Below are 21,704 nucleotides of genomic sequence, written 5' to 3'. Positions count from 1 at the left end.
GGTCCACGACAACCGTTCACATAAATTTTATTGGCGCAACTGCCAACCATAAACCATGAGCAATTACTACCTCAGACGAACAGCCAGAGTGTTCGTCACCATCTATCTGGTGGCGACGCTGACCTTCGGACTGATCCGCCTGCTCCCGGGCGGACCCTACTCCCAGTTGCGGAACAGTCTCCGCAGACAGGGGATGTCATCCCAGGAGATCGAGGCACGCATTCAGGCGCTACAGAACATCAACCCGGACGCACCGCTGTGGCAACAGTACATCGACTACATGGCCGGCTTCTTCCAGGGGAACCTGGGCCAGTCGATCCACTACCAGGAGCCGGTCGCGGACATCATCGCCAGGGCCGCCCCGTGGACGATATTCGTCGTCGGCGTCTCGACGGTCCTCGTGTTCGGCTTCGGGATCGTCTTCGGCGCGCTACAGGCCTACTGGGAGGGGTCCCGGTTCGACCGCGCGCTGACGGTGCTGTCGATCAGCGTCATGTCGATCCCCTTCTACGTCTACGCCATCCTGCTGCTCTACGTTCTGAGCTACCAGATGGGGATCACGCCGACCGCGGGGACGGTCGGCTCCGAGTACCGAGGTGAGAGCCTCTCGGTGGGATTCGTCATCAGCGCGCTCCAGCACGCCTTCCTGCCGATTCTCTCGTACACAGTCGCGGAAGCAGGGATCCAGATGCTCGCAATGCGGGGCAACAGCATCCAGATCCTCGGGAAGGACTACGTTCGCGTCGCGCGACTGCGCGGTATCGCCGACACGCGGATCGCGACGCGGTACGTCGCGCGAAACGCCGTGCTCCCGATGTACACCGGATTCCTGCTCTTGCTCGGCTTCCGCCTGGGCGGGACGGTCATCCTCGAAGACATCTTCTCGTATACGGGACTGGGCTACTACCTGTTCGACGCGCTGGACAGCAACGACTACCCGCTGATGATGGGCACGTTCCTCATCATCACGGTAGCGCTGGTCGTCGGCGTCTATATCGCCGACCTGACCTACGGCAAGATCGACCCGCGGGTCAAATCGGGTGAGTCCAATGAAGCGTTCTGAGATGGACTCGACCGTCGGCGGCGTCGACTGGACCAGCGACGACTCCTCGGCGCCGGACCTGTCCCGGAGCGATCGCGCCCGGGAGTTCTACGAGGAGAGCATCTACAAGCCCGCCGTCGTCGCCTGGAGCGACACGCGGACCCGCATCGGACTGCTGCTGATGAGCGTCTACCTGCTGATGGCGTTCGTTGCGGTCACCGGTCTGTGGCGCACGCCGACGTCCAGCCAGGCGCCCGAGCGGTACATGCAGCCGTTCCAGAACTGGGCGTACCCGCTGGGGTCGACGAACGCGGGCGTCGACATCATGGCGCTGATCATCCACTCGACCGACGAGATGCTGCTGATGATCCTCGCCGGCGGCGTCTGGGCGACCGGCCTGGCCGTCGCCGTCGGCACCCTCGCCGGCTACAAGGGCGGGACCATCGACCGGGTGTTGATGTCCTTCTCCGACCTCGTGATGGCGATCCCCGGCCTCCCGCTGGTGATCATCCTCGCGTTCACGTTCAACCCGCGCAACCCCATCTTCGTCGGGATCATCATCAACATCAACTACTGGGCCGGCCTCGGCCGGTCGCTGCGCTCGCAGGTGCTGACCATCCGCGAGGAGAGCTACGTCGAGGCCTCGCGCACGATGGGGGTGTCGACGCCCCGGATCCTCCGGAAGGACGTCATCCCCAACCTGATGCCGTACATCACGGTCAACTTCGTGTTCGCGGCCCGGTACGTCGTGTTCGCCTCAGTCGGCCTGTTCTTCCTGGGCGTGTTGCCCTACCAGCAGACCAACTGGGGGCTCACGCTCCAGCGGGCGTACTCCGGCGGCGCGCTGTTCGCCCCGGAAGCGGCCCACTGGCTGCTCGCGCCGATGCTCGCCATCGGCCTGCTCTCGCTGGCACTGATCCTCCTCGGACAGGGGCTCGACCGCGTGTTCAACCCGCGCGTCCGCACCCGTCTGGCCGGGGAGTCCGAATCGACCGCGTCCGAAGAAGACGAAGACACCTTCGGCGGGAAGGTGATGTGAGATGGCTACGACAGACCAACAATCGCACTTCACGACTGACGACCCGATCGTCGAGGTCCGCAACCTCAAGGTGACCTACGACGACGGCGAAACGTACGTCCTCGACGACGTGAGCATGGACATCGAGCGCCGGGAGATCCTCGGCGTCGTCGGCGAGTCCGGATCGGGCAAGTCGATGTTCGCCTCGGCGATGCTCGACGCGATCCCCGATCCCGGCCTGCTCAGCGGCAAGGTCCTCTATCACGGGGGCGACGGCGAGACCGTCGACGTGCTCGAACTCGACCACGACGAGCTCTACAAGTTCCGCTGGGAGGAGATATCGATGGTCTTCCAGGGCGCGATGAGCTCGTTCAACCCGACGATGAAGGTCGGGGCGCACTTCCGGGAGACGCTGAAGGCCCACGACAAGAACGTGGACGACGGGATGCGGTTCGCCCGGGAACTGCTCGAAGACCTCTACCTCGACCCCGAGCGCGTGCTCGGCTCGTACTCCCACGAGCTCTCCGGCGGGATGCAACAGCGGGCGCTCATCGCCCTGAGCATCGTCCTCGAACCGGAGGTGCTGGTGATGGACGAGCCGACGGCGGCGCTGGATCTCCTGATGCAGCGGTCGATTCTCATGTTGCTGAAGGACCTCCAGCAGAAGTACGACCTGACGATGGTGTTCATCACGCACGACCTGCCGCTGGTCGCCTCGCTCGCCAGCCGCATGGGCGTGATGTACGCCTTCCAGATGATCGAGATCGGCCCCCGCGACGAGGTCATCGGCGACGCCGGCCACCCCTACACGCGGGCGCTGCTGAACGCGACGCCGAACCTCGACGCGCCGCTGGAGGAGATGAAACCCATCGAGGGCCAGAGCCCCGCGCCGGTGAACGTGCCGGATGGCTGCTCGTACCACCCGCGCTGTCCGCTCGCCGACGACCAGTGCGTCAGCGACGACCCCGGGTTCTACACCGTCTCCGACGGCCACGGCGCCGCCTGCCACCACTGGGAGGCCGCCCAGGCCGAGATCCCCCTCAACTTCGAGTCCGCGGGGGACACCGGCGGCGACAGCGACGTCGCGGCGGACGGGGGTGAGCGAATCGAAGATTCGCGAGCTACGTCGGACGAGTCCGACGAGTCCGACGGGGGTGAACTACGATGAGCGACGCCAGACAGCCCGCGAGCGGCGCGACGATCGACGACCGCGACGAGGAGCCGATCCTCTCGCTGACCGACGTCGAGGTCCACTTCGAGGAGGAGCAGGGCATCATCGAGTCGTTCCGCGAGGACCCCCAGGTCGTGCAGGCGGTCAACGGCGTCTCGCTCGACATCTACGACCAGGACGTCGTCACGCTGGTCGGCGAGTCCGGCTGCGGCAAGACGACGCTCGGGAAGACCTGCATCGGTCTGCAGGAGCCGACCGCCGGCACCGTCGAGTACCGCGGCACGGACATCTGGGAAGCCAAGCGGGGGAACGCGGACGTCCCGTTCTCGGAGATCCGCAAGTCGCTGCAGATCATCCACCAGGACCCCGGGAGTTCGCTCAATCCCAACCGGCGGATCGTCGAGATCCTCGCCGAGCCGATCAAGCAGACCCACCCGAACCTCGGGTCGAGCCAGCGTCGCGAGCGCATCTACTCGCTGCTCGAACGCGTGGGGATGAACCCGGCCGCGGACTTCGCCGACCGGTACCCCCACCAGCTGAGCGGCGGCGAGCAACAGCGCGTCGCGCTGGGTCGCGCGCTCCTGATGAACCCGGACGTCATCCTCGCCGACGAGGCGATCAGCGCGCTGGACGTCTCTCTCAGGGTGGAGATGATGGACCTGATGCTCGAACTCCAGGAGGAGTTCGACACCTCGTACGTGTTCATCAGCCACGACCTCTCGAACGCCCGCTACTTCAGCGAACACGGCGGCGGGCGCATCGGCGTGATGTACCTCGGCGAGATCGCCGAGATCGGGTCGGCCCAGCGGATGATCGACGACCCGCACCACCCGTACACGAACGTCCTGCGGTGGGCGACGCCCGACCTCGGCCTCGACGCCGAGCAGGCCGGCGAGCCGCCCATGCGGAAGATCGACGTGCCGGACCCGGTGGACCCGCCGAGCGGCTGCCGGTTCCACACCCGCTGTCCGGAGGCCCGCGAGGCCTGCGTGAGCGAGGAACCGTCGCTCTACGAGGTCGAAGGCGCCCAACAGGCCACCGCCTGCTTCCGCGAGCTGGAGGACCACGAGTACTGGTCGAGCCCCGAACTCGAAGACTGACCCGCCGGCGCTGACTCGACCCAGCGGCACACTCTTTTCGCGGTCCGCGTTTCCCACTACCTTCATTGCGGGGCGTCCCCTCCCGTCGGGTATGTCCGCACGCGAGAGCATCGTGAACGCGGCCTGCAGCCAGCGCCAGCAGGCCAAGCCGCTCCTGCTCGTCCTCGCAGTGCTCACCGCACTGCTCGTCTTCTCGCTGTTCTACCTCGAACCGGAGACGCCGGCCTACAACATCGCGCTGGTCGACGCCGGGATACTGGCCATCGGATTCGCTCTGTTCGGAGGCACGTTCTGGTACTGTACACGCCGCGAGATGGACGAGGGGGAGACCATCGGCGAGCGGTACAGAGAGGGCGGAAACGAGCGAGACGAGTCGTAGCCGGAGAACGAGAGGATCGCTTTTGAGAACGCCGGGGTGCCGATAGAGAACTACTGAGTCACAAGGGAGAACCGATGAGACGTATCTGAGAACCGATGAGACGTATCTGAGAACCGATGAGTCGTTGCCGAGAACTGGACCGTCCGTGCGAGAACCGACGGGAAGCGACGCGGCCGCTCAGGCGCTTTCGAGGTAGTCGGCCGTCTCCGCGGCGAGGTCGCGAACGTCCTCGTCGGCGTCGCTCTCGGCGACGTCGCGGAGGCGGTCGACCGTTCCAGTCGCACCAGCGAAGCCGAGCGTCCTGATAGCGCGGGCGCGGAGCATCTCGTCGTCCTGCTGGAGGCAGTCGACAATGGGGTCGATCGCCGGGGCCACCGCGTCGGGGTCGTCTTCGGCGACCGCGTTGAGCGTGTCGAGGGCGGCGCCGACGACGTTCGGGTCGGGGTCGTCGAGGAGCGCCGCCAGTTCGTCGACGAGGCCGACGACCGCGCCGGGGTCGTCCTCCGCGACGGCGACGACGACGTTGGCGAGGGCGGCCCGCGAGACGACGCGCTTCTGGGCCTCTTCCTTGTTGGCCTGCATGACGTTCTCGGTGGCGACGTCGTCGGCGGCCCGGGCCGCCTCGACGTGTTCCTCGAGGTCGGACTGCGCGTACGTGCCCTCCGAGTCGGCGACGGCACCGACGAGGCGGTCGACGTAGGGCGCGACCGCGTCGGGGTGGTCGACGACGACGTTGCCGAGGACGCGCGCGGCGACCATGCGGACGCCGCCGAGGTCGCTCTCGGCGAAGCCGACGACGGGGTCGAGGTCGCCGCGGACCGAGTCGGGGTGGACCTCCGAGAGGGACACGAGAGCGGTGCCGGCGTGGCGGGAGACGGCCAGGCTATCGTCGTCCAGTCGGGCGAGGACGTCGTCGGCGAGCGGTCTGAGCGCGTCGGCGTCACGAGCCCCGAGCACCGAACAGACGCGGGTGCCCCGCTGGCGGACGGTGGGGTCGTCTGATTCGAGCGCGGCGCGTACCTCCTCGTCGTCGACGTCGGCCGCGGTCAGCGATTCGAGATCGACCCCCGTGAGCGGGGCGGAAGACCCGTCAGACATGTCTACTGCTCACCCCCGGCAGTCGTATATACGTGGCGGTCAGTCACACGGACTCCGTCGGCGCGGCGGGCCGTCGCCGTCGAGTCGGGCGGGCGCTCGACACCGCTCGGATCCGACGGCGAGCGGGCGTGAGTTTGGAAAAGAGTTTTGCCGCGTGAATCGTTACCAGAAGTGATGCAATCGGATCGGGAGCGTGGGATACCACGACGGCAGTTCGTCAGATCGGCGGTGGCGATCGGGGGATCGAGCGCGTTGTCGGCGTGCCTGTCTCGCGAGCGGTCGCTGCTCCGCGACGAGGAGACGGAGGAACCGACAGCGGAGGAGCCAGAGACCGATGCGGGCCCGGAGTCGCGGATGGTCCCCCGGGGCGACCCCACGGCCCTCCCGGATGCCATCCACAAGTGGAGCGAGTACCTGGTGCTCGACACCCACGGCAACACCGTCCCTCCCCAGCAGCAACTGGTGCTCGGGCTCTCCTACGAGGGGTCGGACCCGCCGACAGCGGAAGAGCGCGAACAGGTCGACGCCGCCTTCGAGACGCTGGAGCGGGCGTTCCAGTGGGGCACCGGCGGCGGCACGGGCGCGACGTTCAACCGCGGCCTGCTCTACCTGATCGGCTACGCGCCGAGCTACTTCGAGCGGTTCGGCGACGTGCCCGAGTCGCTGATGTGGCCGGAGCGGATGCTGGAGGAAGTGGGCGAGGACCCGGAGAAGACCGACGGCTTCGACGCGACGGTCGTGCTGACCAGCGACGTGGGATCGGTCGTCCTCGCCGCCGAGGAAGCGCTCATGGGCCGCAAGGAGACGGTCAACGGGATCGAGGTGGAGGGGTCGCTCGACGGCGTCTTCTCCGTCGCCGAGCGCCGGACCGGCTTCGCCGGCAAGGGCATCCCCGCCGAGAAGCTCGACCACGAGGAGATACCCGAGAGCGCGCCCCTCTCGATGGGATTCAAGTCGGGCTTCACGGACAGCCTCCCCAGCGAGGACGGCGTGAAGATCGAGGAGGGGCCGTTCGCCGGCGGAACGACGCTCGCGCTGTCGCGCCTGCGGCTGAACCTCGACGAGTGGTACGACCACGACCACGAGGAGCGCACCGACCGGATGTTCTGTCCCGCCCACTCCTCCGAGGAAGTCGGCCCCGACGGCTCCGGCCTGGGGAGCGACAGCGGGATCACCGAGGAGGACGTCGACAGCATCGAGGACCACGCCGAGGAACACGGCGTGATCGGTCACTCCCAGAAGGTCGCTCGCGCCCGCGGCGAGGACGACTTCTCGCCGAAAATCCTCCGGCGCTCGGAGGGGTTCGCGACCGACGCGCCCGAGCACACTGGGTTCAACTTCACTTCCGTCCAGCGGAGACTGGAATCGTTCGTGGAGGCCCGCAAGGCGATGAACGTCGAGGAGTACGACGTGGACGTGGCGCCCGAGGACCACGGCATCGTGAACTACGTCGAGACGGTGAACCGCGGCACCTACGTCGTGCCGGCGCGCGAGAACCGCGCGCTCCCGGAGGGGTGAGTCGATGGACCCCCTCCGCTCGGCTCGCGATTCCGCTCCCGGTTCTGGGTTCGCTTCGGTGCGTGGTCGCGGACTACTGGTCCTCGCCGTCGCGGCGTTGGTCGTCCTCTCGGGCTGCTCCGGTGCGCTCGGGGACCTGGGCGGTGGAGGGGAGGACGCCCCAACTTCCGAGCCGCTCACCTTCGAGAACGCGACGGCCGAGGCCGGCCTGAACTACCACGGCTCGGGCACCGGCGTCGGCGCCGGCAACAACGCGGTCTACGTCCTCGACTACGACCGCGACGGGTGGGACGACCTGCTCGTCATGGGCGGCGAGCGGCCCGTCCTCTACGAGAACACGGGCGGCGAGTTCGAGCGCGCCGCGTCGTTCCCGAACCTGACCGACTGGCACAAGAGCGCCTCCGTCGTCGACTACGACGGCGACGGGTGGGACGACCTCCTCTTCTTCCGCAAGCAGGCGCCGCCGGTCGCGCTCCACAACGACGAGGGGACCTTCGAGCGAGACGACGTCGGCATCGGTAACCTGACCTACCCGCTCGGCGCCGCCGCGGCCGACTACGACGGCGACGGCGACACCGACCTCTTCGTCTACCAGTCCGGCGACTGGCACGAGGACAAGCCCAAGGGCCACTTCTACCAGTCCGGCCACGTCCCGGACGACAACGGCAACCCGAACTTCCTCTACGAGAACACGGGCAACGGCACCTTCGAGCGCGTCGACGTCGAGGGCATCCAGGGTAACCGCTGGAGCCTCGCCGCGAGTTTCGTCGACTTCGACGGCGACGGCAGGCCGGACATCCACGTCGCGAACGACTACAACAACGACACCGTCTACATCAACGAGGGCGACGGCGAGTTCTCCCAGCGCCTGCTCGGCGGCGCGACCGCCCGGAACGGTATGTCCTCGGAGGTCGCGGACGTCAACGGCGACGGCCGGATGGACATCTTCGTCACGAACATCTACATCCCCATCGACAAGCAGAAGATGGGCGAGGAGCGCTACGAGCGCCTCAAGCGGTTCCTCGCGTTCGTCATCAAGTCCGGCCGGACGAAGGGCAACACGCTCCTGATCAACCAGGGCGACGGCGAGTTCGTCGACCGGGCGGGCGAGTACGGCGTCCGCCACGGCGGGTGGGGCTGGTCGGCCAGCCTGACCGACTTCGACAACGACGGCCGCCGCGACCTGATCCACAGCACCCAGCACACCGTCAAGGTCGACTACGACGACCCCAAGTGGACCGTCCCGCAGGTGTGGCAGCGCAACGACACCGGCTTCGCCCGCGTCAACAAGTCCGTCCACGGCATGACCCACCAGGACAGCCGCGGCATGACGACGCTCGACTACGACAACGACGGCGACCGCGACATCGTCCTCTCGACGTACGAGGGACCGACGGTGCTCTACGAGAACACCGTCGACGGCGGTGCCGCCGTCCAGTTCGAGGTCGTCGACGGGACCGGCGCGACCGCCCTCGGCGCGAACGTCACCGTCACCGCCGGCGGCGAGGAGGAGGCCGTCGTCCGCCAGACCGACCAGAGCGACTTCCTCTCCCAGGAGAGCCGCGCGCTCCACATCGGCGTCGGCGACGCGGAGACGGCCACCCTCCACGTGGCCTGGCCCGACGGCACGCAGGAGACCTTCGAGGTCGACGCCGACACCCGCTACCGCGTCAGCCCCGACGGCGTCGAGCAGGTGGCGAATCTCACGCGCGCCGACGAGAGCGACTGAGGAGCCGGTATTTTCGCATTTCGGCGTTCAGAGCCGTTCGCTGTGCATGACCTCGCGGTCCCCGCGGCCGCCGTTCCAGACGATCCGAACCAGCGAGCCCTCACTCGCCTGGACGACGGTCGTCTCGTTCTCGGTGACCGGGTCGGTCCAGTCGGTCGACCGACTCACGCTGTCGACCGTCACTCTGATCTCGTCGGTTCGCACCGGATCGCCGCCGGCGTGAGTCACCCGGACGGCGGTGTCGTTGATCCGCTCGACCGTCCAGTCGGCGTCCGGCGCGTCGCTCCCGGAGGCACCCCCGGCGAAGTTGAGCGCGACCACGACGAGCCCGGCGACGATGGCCAGCACTAACGCCGCCCCGACCGCGTTCAGCGCCGTGTCGCCATCCATGCTCTCACCTCTCTGCTGCAGCTAAATCAGCGTGCTGGCTACGAGAGGGTGTGTCGGTGTTGGTTCTGTCTCTGGCTTTAGAAACGTGACCGAGAGCGGCACGACAGCTTACAGGACTACTGCGACCGCAAATAGCGTGAAAGCCCCCGACCGCTCCGGTCGAGGGGCTTGCTGCGCTCCTCGGTCGTTTCACTCCCTGCGGTGCTTGCTACGCCCGTCTTCCCGGAGCGGACACCGGGAGAGCGAAGCTCTCCCGAGCAATCGGGCGGCTTCGCCGCCCGATGACGGCCCCTTTCATTCCCACCCGCTTCGATTGATCGACAGTCTGTGTGGTGGGAATGAGAGGGACAACACGCTGTTCCATGCGGTACCAGTCACAGCGTCAAAGACACCTCTCACCTCTCCCACACAGAGCCAGGAAGGGTTTTCAGGGACGCAGACGGACGATCGGATATGCGCTGGATACTGCGGGGGCTGATGGCGATCGTCGGGGTGGTGACCCTGGCGGTGTACCTGGCCGGCGCGTACTTCGTGTACCTGTTCGCGCGGTCGGTGTGGGCGCTCAGACCCTCGCTATCCACGCTGGCGCTCTATCTCGCGGTCGCGACGGTCGTGTTCGCGTTCGTCAGCTACCAGGTGGGCACGGCACAGATCCTCCGCGATCTGCAGGTCTGGCAGCTCCCGGAGGGGCGAGCGCAAGCGCTGTATCGGCGGCTGGACGCCTACAGCGACCGGATGGGGATCGAGCGACCGGACGTGCTCGTCGCGGAGATGGGCCAGCCGAACGCGCTGGCGCTCGGCGGCGGGCTGGGAGCGGGCCACGTCGTCGTCGACCGGCGGCTGTTCGGGCTGCTCACCCTCGACGAGCTGTCGGCGATCTGCGCCCACGAACTCGCGCACATCGAGCGCAAGGACAGCCTCGTCCAGACGTTCGGCTACAGCGTCCTGCAGACGCTTTCGGGCGTGGTCGTGCTCGTCCTCGCGCCGGTACTGGTGGTCGGCGCGGGCGTCGCGCGGGGCGTGGCGTGGATCCGCGGGCGACCGGAGGCGTGGTCACGGACGATCCCGGGGCGGGTCCAGCGAGCGGTGGCGGGGTCGGTGTCGCTGGCCTTTTTCGCGCTGACGCTGGCGCTTTTGGCGCACTCGCGCCGGCGGGAGTTCGCGGCCGACGACCGGGCGGCAGAGGTGACCGGCGACCCGCTGGCGCTGGCGCGGGCGCTGCGGAAGATCGAACGGGCGAGCAACTCGCCGTGGTCGCTGCTGTCGCCGCTGTACGTCAACGGCGAGGAGGAGGGGCCGTTGACGCGGATGCTGTCGACGCATCCGGCGACGGACGAGCGAGTTCAGCGGCTCGTGGAACGCTCGGAGGCCGAGAGACGAGTTCGGATCCCGCAGGGGCGGCCGTAACCGGTCGACAGGGCGCGCGTCGGCCCGTTCTGCGAGGGGCCGACATCGCCCGCGGCGCCCCGGCCCGATCCGCAATGCCGAACGCAGACGGAGCGTGTTTCGTCTTCGAAAACCCTATACTCGCATCGTTCCACGGTCTAGCCAGCATGAGCGGATCTAACGAGGGGACTGTTCGGATCGGGTTGAACGGCTTCGGCCGCATCGGCCGCAACGTCTTCCGCGCGTCGCTCGGGGACCCGCGCGTCGAGGTCGTCGGCATCAACGACGTGATGGACGACGACGACATGGAGTACCTCGCGAAGTACGACACCGTCATGGGCCGCCTGGAGGGCGTCACGCTCGACGACGGCGTGCTCACCGTCGACGGGACGGACTTCGGCGCGTCGATCCACGAGGAGACCGACCCCGCGCAGCTCCCGTGGGACGACCTCGACGTCGACGTGGCCTTCGAGTGCACGGGCATCTTCCGCACCTACGACGACGCGAGCAAGCACCTCGAGGCCGGCGCCGACAAGGTCGTCATCTCCGCGCCGCCGAAGGGCGACAAGCCGGTCAAACAGATCGTCTACGGGGTCAACCACGACGAGTACGACGGCGAGGACGTCGTCTCGAACGCCTCCTGTACCACGAACTCCATCACGCCGGTCGCGAAGGTGCTCGACCGGGAGTTCGGCATCGAGGCCGGCCAGCTGACGACCGTCCACGCCTACACGGGTTCGCAGAACCTCGTCGACGGCCCGAAGGCCAAGACCCGCCGCGGCCGTGCCGCCGCCGAGAACATCGTGCCGACCTCGACGGGCGCCGCGCAGGCCGCCACCGAGGTCCTGCCCGAACTGGAGGGCAAACTCGACGGGATGGCGATCCGCGTCCCGGTCCCGAACGGGTCGATCACGGAGTTCGTCGTCGACCTGAACGACGAGGTGACCGAGGGCGACGTCAACGAGGCGTTCCGCGAGGCCGCGGAGGGCGAACTGGAGGGCGTGCTCGGCGTCACCGACGACGAGGTCGTCTCGACCGACATCCAGGGGACGCCGTACTCCTCGTACGTCGACCTGCAGTCGACCAACGTCGTCAACGGCATGACGAAGATCCTCACCTGGTACGACAACGAGTTCGGCTTCTCGAACCGCATGCTCGACGTCGCCGAGTACGTCACCGAGGATTGAACCGACCCCGCGGTTCGGCTTTTCTTCGCGTTCAGCGGTTCTTCACCCGGTTTAGACGCCGTTCTCCGAGACGACCACGGTCACCGTGTCGTCGCTCCGCCCCATCGCCTGCACGGTCCACCCGCGGGCCTCGACCGCTGCCCGCAGGTCGTCGGGCACGAGGTCCGGGTCGCCCGCGTCGCAGTGGATCCGGGGGAGATACCGGCGCCAGCCGGTCGCGCGCTCGCGGCGATGTTCCTCGGATAGGGGCACTCGACCGCTCGCTTCGCTCTCGAAGCCCTCGACACGGTCGACCATCTCGTAACCCAACTCGTGCAGGTCGTTCAGGATCGTGGCGAGTTCATCGGACATCGGTGATCCCCGCTTCTGCCCGGAAGACGTGTCCGCGGAGGCACAAGTATTTCGGAGGGCTGTGATCCATCCGCAGAGACGACTCCGGCCGTGCCGGCGTACCTCGCCAGGCCGCGCCTGCGACTAGAACTCGGTCGGACCACGCGGTTTTTTCTCGTCGCCGGGAGACGCTTCGAACACCAACCATGCCCGCGTTCAAGACGCTCGACGACCTCGACGACGGCCAGCGCGTCCTCGTCCGCCTCGACCTCAACTCGCCGGTCGAGGACGGCGAGGTCCAGGACAACCGCCGCTTCGACCGCCACGCCGAGACGGTCCGCGAACTCGCCGACCGGGACTTCGCGGTCGTGCTCATGGCTCACCAGGGCCGGCCCGGTCGGGACACCTTCGTCTCGCTCGAACAGCACGCCGACATCCTCGCCGACCACGTCGGCCACCCGGTCCAGTTCGTCCCCGACACGTTCGGTGACCGCGCCATCTCGGCGATCAACGACCTCGACGGCGGTGAGATCCTGCTGCTGGAGAACACCCGGATGTGCGACGAGGAACTCCCCGAGGAGGAACCGACGGTCAAAGCGGAGACGGAGTTCGTCCGCGCGCTGGCGCCGGAGTTCGACGCCTACGTCAACGACGCCTACTCGGCGGCGCACCGCTCACACGCCTCGCTCGTGGGCTTCCCGTTCGCGCTCCCGGCCTACGCCGGTCGGGTCATGGAGACCGAGTACGAGGCCAACACCGCCATCGCCGAGCGGGAGTTCGACGGCAACGTCACGATGGTCGTCGGCGGGACGAAGGCCACCGACGTGATCGACGTGATGACCGCGCTGGGCGACCGGGTCGACGACTTCCTGCTGGGCGGGATCGCGGGCGAACTCTTCCTGCGGGCCGCGGACGTCCCCGTCGGCCGCGACCTCGAAGGGATGGACCTCTTCGACGAGCAGTGGGAGGAAAACAGGGAGACGATCGAGCACCTCCTCGACGAGTACCAGACCCAGATCCACCTGGCGCTCGACCTCGCGTTCGAGGACGAGGACGGCGAACGCGACGAGATCGAAGTGGGGGACATCGAGGAGAAAGACCGGGCGTTCCTCGACGTCGGGTCGAACACCGTCTCGGAGTACGCCGCGTTCGTCGAGAACTCCGAGGCCGTCTTCGTCAAGGGCGCGCTGGGCCTGTTCGAGGACGAGCGCTTCGCCGACGGCACCGTCGGCGTCCTCGAAGCCATCGCCGAGACCGACTGCTTCTCCGTCGTGGGCGGCGGCGACACCTCCCGCGCCATCGAGATGTACGGACTGAGCGAGGACGACTTCGACCACGTCTCCATCGCCGGCGGCGCCTACATCCGCGCGCTCACGGGGGAACGGCTCGTCGGCGTCGAGGTGCTGCAGGACGGGAACTGACCACAGAACGGCACTCGGTATCGATTCTATCCGTCTCTCGGCCGCTACCGCCGACACCAGGCGTGGCGGACGTCCCAGTCGTCCGCCGGCGGCTCGGCGCTGACGACGCTCTCGCTTCGATTACTCTCCTCGCTGTCCTCGCTCGCGCCGAGCCGTGCGTGCCGCCGCGTCCAATCGTCGCCGGTGTCTCCCATACCCACTCGTTTGGCGGCTGCGACTAAATTTCTTTCTACGATCGGTGAAATAAAATAACTCGGCGGCGAGTTAATCTCTCGGTGCTGAGCAGCCAGCGGAGAGGACGGGCGCTCGATTCTCGGCGGTCAGTTCGGCGGCTCGTCCCACTCTTCGGCGGAGTCTTCGGGCTCGTAGCCGAGCACGTCGCGGGCGTGGTCGATGTCGAACCAGCGGTTCGCGTTGTCGCTGACGCCGTAGAAGACGTCGAAGGAGACGGTGTCTTCGTCGAGACAGCGTTCGACCATCTGAGCGATGTCACGGCGGGACTGCCACATGCAGCGCATGCGGGCGACCTGCTCGTCGTAGGCGTCCGAGCCGCGCTCGAAGCGACCGCTGTCGACGCCGCGCTCGGCGTCGCCGAAGGGGTGGTCGTACTCCGGGTCGCGGACCGCGCAGATCCGGAGGGCGTACACCGACATGTCCGAGGACTCGGCGGCCAGCCGACCCAGACCCTCGCCGTAGACCTTCTCGACGCCGTACATCGAGTCCGGCCGGGGCTGGACGGTGTGATCGACTTCGACGTTCGACCCGTAGTAGATGTCCGGCATGTTCGTCTTCTCGTACATCCCGACGGCGTGGTTCGAGGAGGCGTAGACGAACGTGTCCAGCCCCGTCTCCAGGGCGGCGTTGTACACCGACGCGTGGAGCCGCAGGTTCTCCAGGTGCTCCTCGCTCCAGACGACGGTCTGGTCGCTGGTGCCGCCGACCTCCATGTGAACGCGCGCGAGGTGGACGACCGCGTCCGCGTCGGCGACGTGTTCGCGGACGACGTCACGGTCGGTCGCGTCGGCGACGACCGATTCGACGTCGGGATCCGGGTGTTCCTCGACGTCGAGGCTGGTGAACGAGTGGTCGCCGTCCCCGAGGTGGTCGGTGATCGCCGTGCCGATCTTGCCCGCGCCGCCCGTGATGAGTACGTCCATACCGCTCGTTCGGCTGGGCTCGCCTTCAATCCGCGCAATGGAGCGGTCCGCGCCGGTTCCCGAGGGGAAGCCTTGATTGGGCGACCGGCCGACTACTCGCCCATGGAACTCGGCATCGTCTCCGACACGCACGACAACCTCGACGCGGTCGAGGAAGCCGTCTCGGTCTTCGAACGCGAGGGCGTCGACGCCGTCGTCCACTGCGGGGATATCGTCGCCCCGTTCTCGGCGACGCCGTTCGACTCGGACGCCTTCGACTTCTACGCCGTCCGCGGCAACAACGACGGCGAGTGGGCACTTCGCTCGACGGTCGCGGAGTTCGGCACCTACCTCGACGAGGTGGGCGAACTGACGCTCGACGGGAGCGAGATCGCGGTCTACCACGGCACTGGCGCGCCGGTGGTCGACGCGCTCGTGGAGTGCGGCCGCTACGACTACGTCCTCCACGGCCACACACACGAGTTCGGTCACGAGGACCGCGACGGAACCGTCCGGATCAACCCCGGCGGCATCCCGTTCGAAGGGACGCCCGGCCCGCACTACGCGGTCGTCCTCGACACGGAAACCGGCGAGATAGAGCGATTCGAGCTGTCCGCGGGATCGGCGTAGAAACGGCGGACCGTCGCTAGTCGTCGGCGTCGCGGCCGCCGTCTGCCAGCGTCGGCGGCTGGGCGACCGGATCGCGCATCGACTGTCCGATCTGACCGTCGAGGCCGAGGGCGTCCTCGGTCAGCGCCATGCTGTCCTCGCGGTCGGCGGTGTCGAGGACGGCGCGGATGGCGTCGACGTTCTCGGGCACCACGTCGGCCTCCTGGTGGATCGCCTGGAAGCAGTACATGTCGCGGCCGTCGACGGTGACGGAGTCGCCCCAGATGCAGTTCTCCCAGCAGTCGCCGCGCGGGCGGCCGGCGTCCTGTGCGAACTCCTTGAGCTTGCCCGCACCGTCGATGTCGAGCTCCGGTGGCATGACAAACAGCCTGGACTCGGCGTCGAGCAGGTCGCGGACGGACTCGGCGTCCGTCTCCGACTCCAGGGTCACGTTGACCGCGTGGGTGTGCATCAGCGTCGCGGGCACCTTCATGCCCATCGTGTCGACGCTGATCTCGGGGAAGACGGTGTTCAGGTCGGGACCGTGGTGGGAGGGGATCTCGACCGGGTCCGGCAGCGTGTCGTTGATCGGGCCGCGCCCCGTCTGCGAGGGGTCGCCGCCGCGGCGGACGAGCGTGATTCGGGCCTTCTCGACGCCGTACTCCTCGATGATCGGAGCCAGAAGCCGGGAGAGCCCCGTCGTGTTACAGGAGACGACGCGGACGTAGTCCGCGCCGCGTGCGGCCTCGTAGTTGGCGCGGGCGTTGAAGCTCACCTCGGCGACGTCGGCGTCCTCGCCGCCCTGGAAGAGCGCCGGGGTGTCGTGCTCGCGGTACAGGTCGGCGTTCTCGGCGCCGATTCCGGCGGGGGTCGCGTCGACCACGACGTCGCTCTCGGCGACGAGCTCGTCGACGGTGCCGGCGACGTCGAAGCCCGCTTCGGCGAACGCGTCGGTCCGGTCCTCGTCGACAGCGTAGAGGGGGTAGCCGCGTTCGAGCGCGACCTTCGCCTCGAAGTTCGGACTGGTCTTGGCGACGCCCGCGACCGACATGTCCGGCTGGGCGCGCACCGCGTCCGCGACGCGCTTCCCGATTGTCCCGTATCCGTTGACGCCGACGTGGATCATATCCATCCGTTCGGCGGGCACCGGCATAGTTCTTTTCACGATATTTTAAGAGAAATTAACTCGGAACCGAAAAAGAAGTTCCGGCACGTGAGCGCCTAACGTGCGGTTTGATAGGGGATACCACAGCCATAGCGCGATCGGTCAAATGAGGGTCACGCGGCGTCTGTCACGTTCGTGACGGTCGAGGGAGGAACGCGGGAGGGATCGGGCGTCGGCGCGTCCGTCGGCGGCGCGCCGGACGTCGACACGTTTGCAGGGGTCCCGGTCGCCCCGTCGGTCGGTACCCACGGCGGTCGGTCGACGGTCGTCTCGCCGATATCGGTGTAGGCGTAGCGCCACTCGACGCCGAAACTGCGCTCCGCCCCCACGAGGTCGAACTCGTAGTGGACGGCCTGAACGTACCCCTCGGGAGCGATCCACAGCGTGGCGCTGAAGTTGCGCAGCGCGTACGCATCGTATATCTGTACGAGTTGCGGCGGCGGTCGCGTGGTGAACACCCGCGCGTAGCGGCGACCGTCCCGCTCGACGACGTCGAGGTCGTCGTACCCGCTCCGGAGGAACGAGCTCACCTCGAACGCGACGAGGTGCGCGAAGCGCTCGCGAGCGGGGTCGGTGTCCCGGACGGTCACCGGCGTGACGACGGCGGTGTTCTCGTCGAGTACCCGGCGATAGGCTCCTTCCGGACCGACGTACGTCGACGCGACGTTCCTGGCGCCCACGCCCCGGTCTCGGCGGAGGTAGGTCTCGTCGTCCGCGACTTCGACGCGTCGCCGGAAGCGATCCGCGACGGACTCGGTTCCCCCGGCCGTCCAGCGGGCCCACTCGACCGTATACGACCGGGTCGAGAGATAGACGACGTGCGCCGACAGGACTCGCTCCACGTCGATACCCCTCCTGGCCGAGACGCCCGGGAACGCGTCCAGTCCCGCGCGGGCTGTCGGCGTTTCCGCCGGCGTCGCCGCTTCGGAGTCCACGGCCGACGGGACGGGCACAGGGGTGATCGTCTCCGTGGCCGGCGCGTCGGTCGACGGTCCGAGAGCGCTACAGCCGGCGAGGACGACTAGGGCTCCGACCGCGACGAGAATCCAGTTCGGTCGCCGAATCATCGGTCCTCCGACGGCGTCGCGTCGGTCTGCGGCGGGGCGGTCCCGGTGGCGTTACTCGTCGGGCGCTCGGTCGCGGTCGCGGCGCGGTCACGTTCGGTTCCGGTCGCCCACTCGGGTCGAGTGACGGTCGTTTCGCCGACGCGTCCGTAGTCGGCGCGCAGCGACACCGCGACGTGGTCCGCCCGGAGTTCGTAGTCGTAGCGGACGACGAGCGACGCGACGAGCCCCGCGGGGGTCACGTACGCGGTCGCGCTGTAGTTGCGGACGGTCTGCTTGGGGTGACCGTCGCGGACTCGCGGCGGTGGGGAGGTGACGTGGAGGCGGTAGAACGTCTGGCCGCCCTCTTCGACCCGGGCGACGTTCGCTCCCTCCGTCAGCAGGTGCACCTGAAGTGACCGCGACGTCGTCAGGTAGTTGCGGTAGTCGACGGCGTTCGCGAGGCGGCGGACCGTCGAGGTGTTGCCGAGGACCGTCCGAGAGTAGGCGCCCGAATCGCCCGCGTAGAGCGACTGATGCCGGTCGGGCGACCGCACCGTCCGGAACAGGTACGAGCCGTCGCTCCCGACGCGCAGGTGCTTCGAAACGGCGTCGACGGTCACGCCGGTCTCGAGGTCGCGCCGTTCGTGGTCGACCGACCAGGTGAACGAGCGGCCGTCGAGCGCGCGGCGGTGAGCGGCGCCGAGCGCCGACGGCGAGACCGACCCGTTGGCGGCGACCCCCGGCGGCGGAGCGAACGCGTCGCCGGACGCGGGCGTGTCGGTCGGCACCGGAAGCGGCGTGACCGTCTCCCGCGGTGTCGTGGCGCCGTCTGTCGGCGCGAACGCGCTACAGCCGGCTAAGACGACCGCGAGCGCCGCGACGACGGCGACCCGCCGGATCATTGTTTGCTGTAGGGGCGAGACGGACATAAGCGGCGTGGCGGCCGCGATGCAGGCGTCCGCACCGATTCCCCGCCTGTCCGAGGGACGCTGGTTCGGTCGCCCCTCCGCGAGCCGGCGAATCGCGAGCGATCGGCGGGCCGTGAGCGAAACAGCCAAGAGCGGTCGGGCGAACCGGAGGAGTGTGCGCATCGAGAACAGTTTCATACCGGTCACGGGCGTGGGCGAGCGGACCGAGCGCTCCCTCTGGGAGTCCGGGGTCACCCGGTGGGAGTCGTTCGATCCGTCGGCCGTCGGCGCCAGACAGGCCGAGAACATCGAGTCGTTCATCGCGGAGGCGAGCGAGCGCCTGGACGACGGCGACGCCCGCTTCTTCCGCGAGCGGTTCCCTTCGGGCAGCCACTGGCGCTGCTACGAGAACTTCCGCGAGGAGACGTGTTTCCTGGACATCGAGACGACGGGGCTGGACCAGCGGCGTCACGACGTGACCGTCGTCGGCGTCCACTCCCCCGGCGACACGGAGGTGTTCGTCGCCGGCCGAGACCTGACCGCCCAGCGCCTCCAGCGCCGCCTCGACGACGCGAACCTGCTCGTGACGTTCAACGGCAAGCGCTTCGACGTGCCCTTCCTCGAGGAGGCCTTCGACGTGGACGTCGACGTGCCGCACGTCGACCTGATGTACCCCTGCCGGCGGCTGGGTCTCACGGGCGGGCTGAAAGCCATCGAGACGGAGACGGGCATCGAGCGCGACCGACCCGACCTCTCCGGCGAGGACGCCGTGCGGCTCTGGCGGGAGTACGAGCGGGGCGACGAGCAGGCGCTGGAGACGCTCGTCTCCTACAACCGCGACGACACCGAGAACCTCCGACTCCTCGCCGACCACGTCACCGACCTCCTCGACAGCGACGTGTTCGTCTCCCCGGAGTAGCCCCGCCCGCCGCTCGGCGATCGACTGCTCGCTCGCTTGCGCTCCGTTCTCCCGACTCGCGCCGTCCGGCGGCCCGTCTGTTGGCCGGGACGGCCCGCCGCCGGCCGTCCCCAGTCACGCCGTCTCCTCGCGAATCCTCGGCGTCGAGCGCCGCCTGTCGGCGGATCTAAAGAAACTTAACGAACGCTCACCCAGTGTCTGGGTATGAACGGCCCCTCCAAACGTCACGCTCGCGCGCTCTTCGCCGTCGTGTTGGTCCTCGCGGCGGGAGCGGTGGCGAGCAGCTACGCGACGGCGGAGACGAACGTCGCGCGGGCACACGGCTCGCTCGACGACGCGGGGAACCCCGGCGAAACCGGCGTCGCTGCCCCCGAGACGCGGCCGCCCGACTACCGGGATCCGGGCGCGAACGGGTCGCTGACGACCGGCGCAGTCGACCAGTGGTCCGGCGGCGCGGCGAGCGGCGCGGACGGTCGCACGCTCGTCGACCCCGCCGAACACGACCCGGAGAACCTGACCGTCGTCGGGACGCAGGGGTTCTACGCCTCCGACGAGCGGGCGGAGCTGGTCGCGTTCGACCGGGACGGCGACGTGGCGTACTACGACGACACCTACCGCGTGTACTTCGACGTGGACCCCGTCGAGGGGGCCGACTACACGGTCGAGTTCCTCGCGTCGAAGCACCTCGACGGCGCGGCCTGCGCGAACGTCTCGACCGAGCGCTGCACGTACAACGTGTTCAAGCGAGTGAACCTGACGACGGGCGAGGAACGGGAGGTGTACGGCGAGGTGACGCCGCGCATCTACTCGGCCCGCTGGCACGACGTCGACCGGATCAACGACACGCACGTCGCCGTCGCGGACATCCTGCGCGACAGCGTCCGCGTCGTGAACACGACGACCGACGAGACCGTCTGGGAGTGGAACGCGTCGGCCCACTTCGACCCCGACGTCGGCGGCGCGGAGGGCGACTGGACGCACATCAACGACGTGGAGGTCACGCCGGACGGGCGGTTCATGGTCAGCGTCCGGAACATGGACCGCGTCGTCTTCGTCGAGCCGGGCGAGGGCGTCGACGCGAACTGGACGCTCGGCGCCGAGGACGACTACTCGGTCCTCTACGAGCAGCACAATCCTGACTACATCCCGCCGGAGCACGGCGGCCCCGCGATCACCGTCGCCGACTCTGAGAACAGCCGCGTGCTGGAGTACCAGCGGGTCGACCCGGAGACGGGCAACGTGACGACCGCCGAGGACGGCGAGTGGGTCCGCTCGTGGGGTTGGCGCGACAGCCGGCTCCAGTGGCCCCGCGACGCCGACCGCCTACCGAGCGGGAACACGCTGGTCGTCGACACGCACGGCGACCGCATCGCCGAGGTCACCCCGGACGGGAGCGTGAACTGGTCGCTCACGGTCGGTATGCCCTACGACGTGGAGCGCCTGGGGACCGGTGACGAGAGTTCGGGCGGCGACAGTATGCGTTCTATCCGCAACGCCCGTGGCACGACCGAAGCCGGCTCGGGCTCGCGCTCCGGGGTCGGCGTCCCGATCGTCCAACCCGCCAGCGACGACGGCGACTCCGGCGCCGTTCCCCCCGCGGGCCGGATCACCCACCCGGACCGGACGGTCGTCGAGACGGCCTGGGTCACGCTCAAGGAACTGACGCCGAGCATCGCCGTCAACGGCCTCCTCTACGCCGCGCCGTCCTGGGTCAGGTTCACCGACCTCGCGTTCGGCGCCGTCGCCCTCCTCACCGCGCTCGGCTGGGCCGGGTCGGAACTGTACTGGTCCCGGTACGCCCCGCTCGATCGCGCCCGCGCGGCCCTCCGCTCGGTGCGACTGCGCTGACGACCCGCAGCGTTCCGTCCACCGCGCACCTGGCGACGTCTCCCCCTCTCTTCCCCTGCCGACTTCAGCAGTGAGAGCGCCTGAGACGCCCGATCTCCACCCACTCGGTCGTTTCAGATAACATATATACGTATATTATTGATGGGTATCCCACTCCAAGCGAATCCGTGAACGAATCGAATGTGCGTCCCGCCTATCGGAACGTCCGTTCGAAGCGGTCGTTGCCGGCCGTGGCGACCGTTTCGCACGCGGCCGTGGAGGGGACGAGACCCGCTGAGTCGCCAAAGTCCGCTTCGCGGCAATC

Annotated in this window: 21 protein-coding genes; 13 read left to right on the top strand and 8 right to left on the bottom strand. The window is 68.2% G+C overall.

Features of this window, described 5'->3' with window-relative positions:
- Window positions 1-55 precede the first annotated feature (55 nt).
- The 5 genes from ACMGFH_RS11080 (at window position 56) to ACMGFH_RS11060 (ending at window position 4,710) form a co-directional block, all read left to right on the top strand.
- Window positions 56-1,063: an ABC transporter permease gene (locus ACMGFH_RS11080; protein WP_415378491.1), complete on the top strand. Its 1,008-nt coding sequence runs from the start codon at window positions 56-58 to the stop codon at window positions 1,061-1,063.
- On the top strand, window positions 1,050-2,081 hold the full coding sequence (locus tag ACMGFH_RS11075) for an ABC transporter permease (protein ID WP_415378489.1): 1,032 nt from the start codon (window positions 1,050-1,052) through the stop codon (window positions 2,079-2,081). Before ACMGFH_RS11080 ends, ACMGFH_RS11075 begins: the two co-directional genes overlap by 14 nt.
- 1 nt (window position 2,082) lies before the next feature.
- Window positions 2,083-3,228, top strand: a complete 1,146-nt coding sequence (locus ACMGFH_RS11070) for an ABC transporter ATP-binding protein (RefSeq protein ID WP_415378487.1) — start codon at window positions 2,083-2,085, stop codon at window positions 3,226-3,228.
- Window positions 3,225-4,331: an oligopeptide/dipeptide ABC transporter ATP-binding protein gene (locus ACMGFH_RS11065; protein WP_415378485.1), complete on the top strand. Its 1,107-nt coding sequence runs from the start codon at window positions 3,225-3,227 to the stop codon at window positions 4,329-4,331. Before ACMGFH_RS11070 ends, ACMGFH_RS11065 begins: the two co-directional genes overlap by 4 nt.
- Window positions 4,332-4,422: 91 nt before the next feature.
- Window positions 4,423-4,710, top strand: coding sequence for a hypothetical protein (locus tag ACMGFH_RS11060; RefSeq protein ID WP_415378483.1), 288 nt, complete (start codon window positions 4,423-4,425; stop codon window positions 4,708-4,710).
- A 177-nt stretch (window positions 4,711-4,887) separates the two neighbouring features.
- On the opposite strand, the gene ACMGFH_RS11055 is transcribed toward ACMGFH_RS11060, so the two are convergent.
- Window positions 4,888-5,808, bottom strand: coding sequence for a HEAT repeat domain-containing protein (locus ACMGFH_RS11055; protein ID WP_415378481.1), 921 nt, complete (start codon window positions 5,806-5,808; stop codon window positions 4,888-4,890).
- 174 nt (window positions 5,809-5,982) lie between these two features.
- Between ACMGFH_RS11055 and ACMGFH_RS11050 the strand changes: the two genes are divergently transcribed.
- Complete coding sequence (locus ACMGFH_RS11050; protein WP_415378479.1) at window positions 5,983-7,326, top strand: hypothetical protein; 1,344 nt, start codon at window positions 5,983-5,985, stop codon at window positions 7,324-7,326.
- 4 nt (window positions 7,327-7,330) lie between these two features.
- The gene (locus ACMGFH_RS11045; RefSeq protein WP_415378478.1) at window positions 7,331-9,055 is read left to right on the top strand and encodes a CRTAC1 family protein; all 1,725 of its coding nucleotides are present in this window, start codon (window positions 7,331-7,333) and stop codon (window positions 9,053-9,055) included.
- 27 nt (window positions 9,056-9,082) lie between these two features.
- Here ACMGFH_RS11045 and ACMGFH_RS11040 read toward each other — a convergent pair whose 3' ends face one another.
- Window positions 9,083-9,445 (bottom strand): type IV pilin, encoded by a 363-nt coding sequence (locus ACMGFH_RS11040; protein ID WP_415378477.1) that lies wholly within the window; start codon window positions 9,443-9,445, stop codon window positions 9,083-9,085.
- A 453-nt stretch (window positions 9,446-9,898) separates the two neighbouring features.
- Here ACMGFH_RS11040 and ACMGFH_RS11035 point away from each other — a divergent pair, with 453 nt between their 5' ends.
- Window positions 9,899-10,852, top strand: coding sequence for a M48 family metallopeptidase (locus ACMGFH_RS11035; protein WP_415378475.1), 954 nt, complete (start codon window positions 9,899-9,901; stop codon window positions 10,850-10,852).
- A 146-nt stretch (window positions 10,853-10,998) separates the two neighbouring features.
- The gene (gap, locus tag ACMGFH_RS11030) at window positions 10,999-12,018 is read left to right on the top strand and encodes a type I glyceraldehyde-3-phosphate dehydrogenase (RefSeq protein ID WP_415378474.1); all 1,020 of its coding nucleotides are present in this window, start codon (window positions 10,999-11,001) and stop codon (window positions 12,016-12,018) included.
- Between the two features lie 51 nt (window positions 12,019-12,069).
- Here gap and ACMGFH_RS11025 read toward each other — a convergent pair whose 3' ends face one another.
- Complete coding sequence (locus ACMGFH_RS11025; RefSeq protein ID WP_415378472.1) at window positions 12,070-12,369, bottom strand: hypothetical protein; 300 nt, start codon at window positions 12,367-12,369, stop codon at window positions 12,070-12,072.
- Between the two features lie 185 nt (window positions 12,370-12,554).
- Between ACMGFH_RS11025 and ACMGFH_RS11020 the strand changes: the two genes are divergently transcribed.
- Window positions 12,555-13,769, top strand: coding sequence for a phosphoglycerate kinase (locus ACMGFH_RS11020; RefSeq protein ID WP_415378471.1), 1,215 nt, complete (start codon window positions 12,555-12,557; stop codon window positions 13,767-13,769).
- A 44-nt stretch (window positions 13,770-13,813) separates the two neighbouring features.
- Here ACMGFH_RS11020 and ACMGFH_RS11015 read toward each other — a convergent pair whose 3' ends face one another.
- Window positions 13,814-13,963: a hypothetical protein gene (locus tag ACMGFH_RS11015; protein ID WP_415378469.1), complete on the bottom strand. Its 150-nt coding sequence runs from the start codon at window positions 13,961-13,963 to the stop codon at window positions 13,814-13,816.
- Between the two features lie 126 nt (window positions 13,964-14,089).
- Window positions 14,090-14,926, bottom strand: coding sequence for an NAD-dependent epimerase/dehydratase family protein (locus tag ACMGFH_RS11010; protein ID WP_415378467.1), 837 nt, complete (start codon window positions 14,924-14,926; stop codon window positions 14,090-14,092).
- A gap of 102 nt (window positions 14,927-15,028) precedes the next feature.
- On the opposite strand from ACMGFH_RS11010, the gene ACMGFH_RS11005 reads away from it, so the two are divergent.
- Entirely contained in the window at window positions 15,029-15,535 is a 507-nt protein-coding gene (locus tag ACMGFH_RS11005; protein ID WP_415378466.1) for a metallophosphoesterase, read from the top strand.
- 16 nt (window positions 15,536-15,551) lie between these two features.
- On the opposite strand, the gene ACMGFH_RS11000 is transcribed toward ACMGFH_RS11005, so the two are convergent.
- The 3 genes from ACMGFH_RS11000 to ACMGFH_RS10990 form a co-directional block, all read right to left on the bottom strand.
- Window positions 15,552-16,640, bottom strand: coding sequence for a type II glyceraldehyde-3-phosphate dehydrogenase (locus ACMGFH_RS11000; protein ID WP_415378464.1), 1,089 nt, complete (start codon window positions 16,638-16,640; stop codon window positions 15,552-15,554).
- A 152-nt stretch (window positions 16,641-16,792) separates the two neighbouring features.
- Window positions 16,793-17,746, bottom strand: a complete 954-nt coding sequence (locus ACMGFH_RS10995) for a hypothetical protein (RefSeq protein ID WP_415378463.1) — start codon at window positions 17,744-17,746, stop codon at window positions 16,793-16,795.
- Window positions 17,743-18,627 (bottom strand): hypothetical protein, encoded by an 885-nt coding sequence (locus ACMGFH_RS10990; protein ID WP_415378462.1) that lies wholly within the window; start codon window positions 18,625-18,627, stop codon window positions 17,743-17,745. Before ACMGFH_RS10990 ends, ACMGFH_RS10995 begins: the two co-directional genes overlap by 4 nt.
- Before the next feature lie 181 nt (window positions 18,628-18,808).
- Between ACMGFH_RS10990 and ACMGFH_RS10985 the strand changes: the two genes are divergently transcribed.
- Together ACMGFH_RS10985 and ACMGFH_RS10980 are read left to right on the top strand one after the other, a co-directional pair.
- Window positions 18,809-19,552: a ribonuclease H-like domain-containing protein gene (locus ACMGFH_RS10985; protein ID WP_415378460.1), complete on the top strand. Its 744-nt coding sequence runs from the start codon at window positions 18,809-18,811 to the stop codon at window positions 19,550-19,552.
- A 204-nt stretch (window positions 19,553-19,756) separates the two neighbouring features.
- Window positions 19,757-21,400 carry an aryl-sulfate sulfotransferase gene (locus tag ACMGFH_RS10980; protein ID WP_415383185.1) on the top strand — a complete coding sequence of 548 codons (1,644 nt, stop codon included), beginning with the start codon at window positions 19,757-19,759 and terminating at the stop codon, window positions 21,398-21,400.
- The last annotated feature ends 304 nt before the right edge of the window (window positions 21,401-21,704 follow it).

The organism is Halosimplex rarum (assembly GCF_047715405.1).
In the GTDB taxonomy this organism is placed as follows: Archaea; Halobacteriota; Halobacteria; order Halobacteriales; family Haloarculaceae; genus Halosimplex; species Halosimplex rarum.
This window is presented reverse-complemented; position numbering and strand designations above follow the sequence as displayed.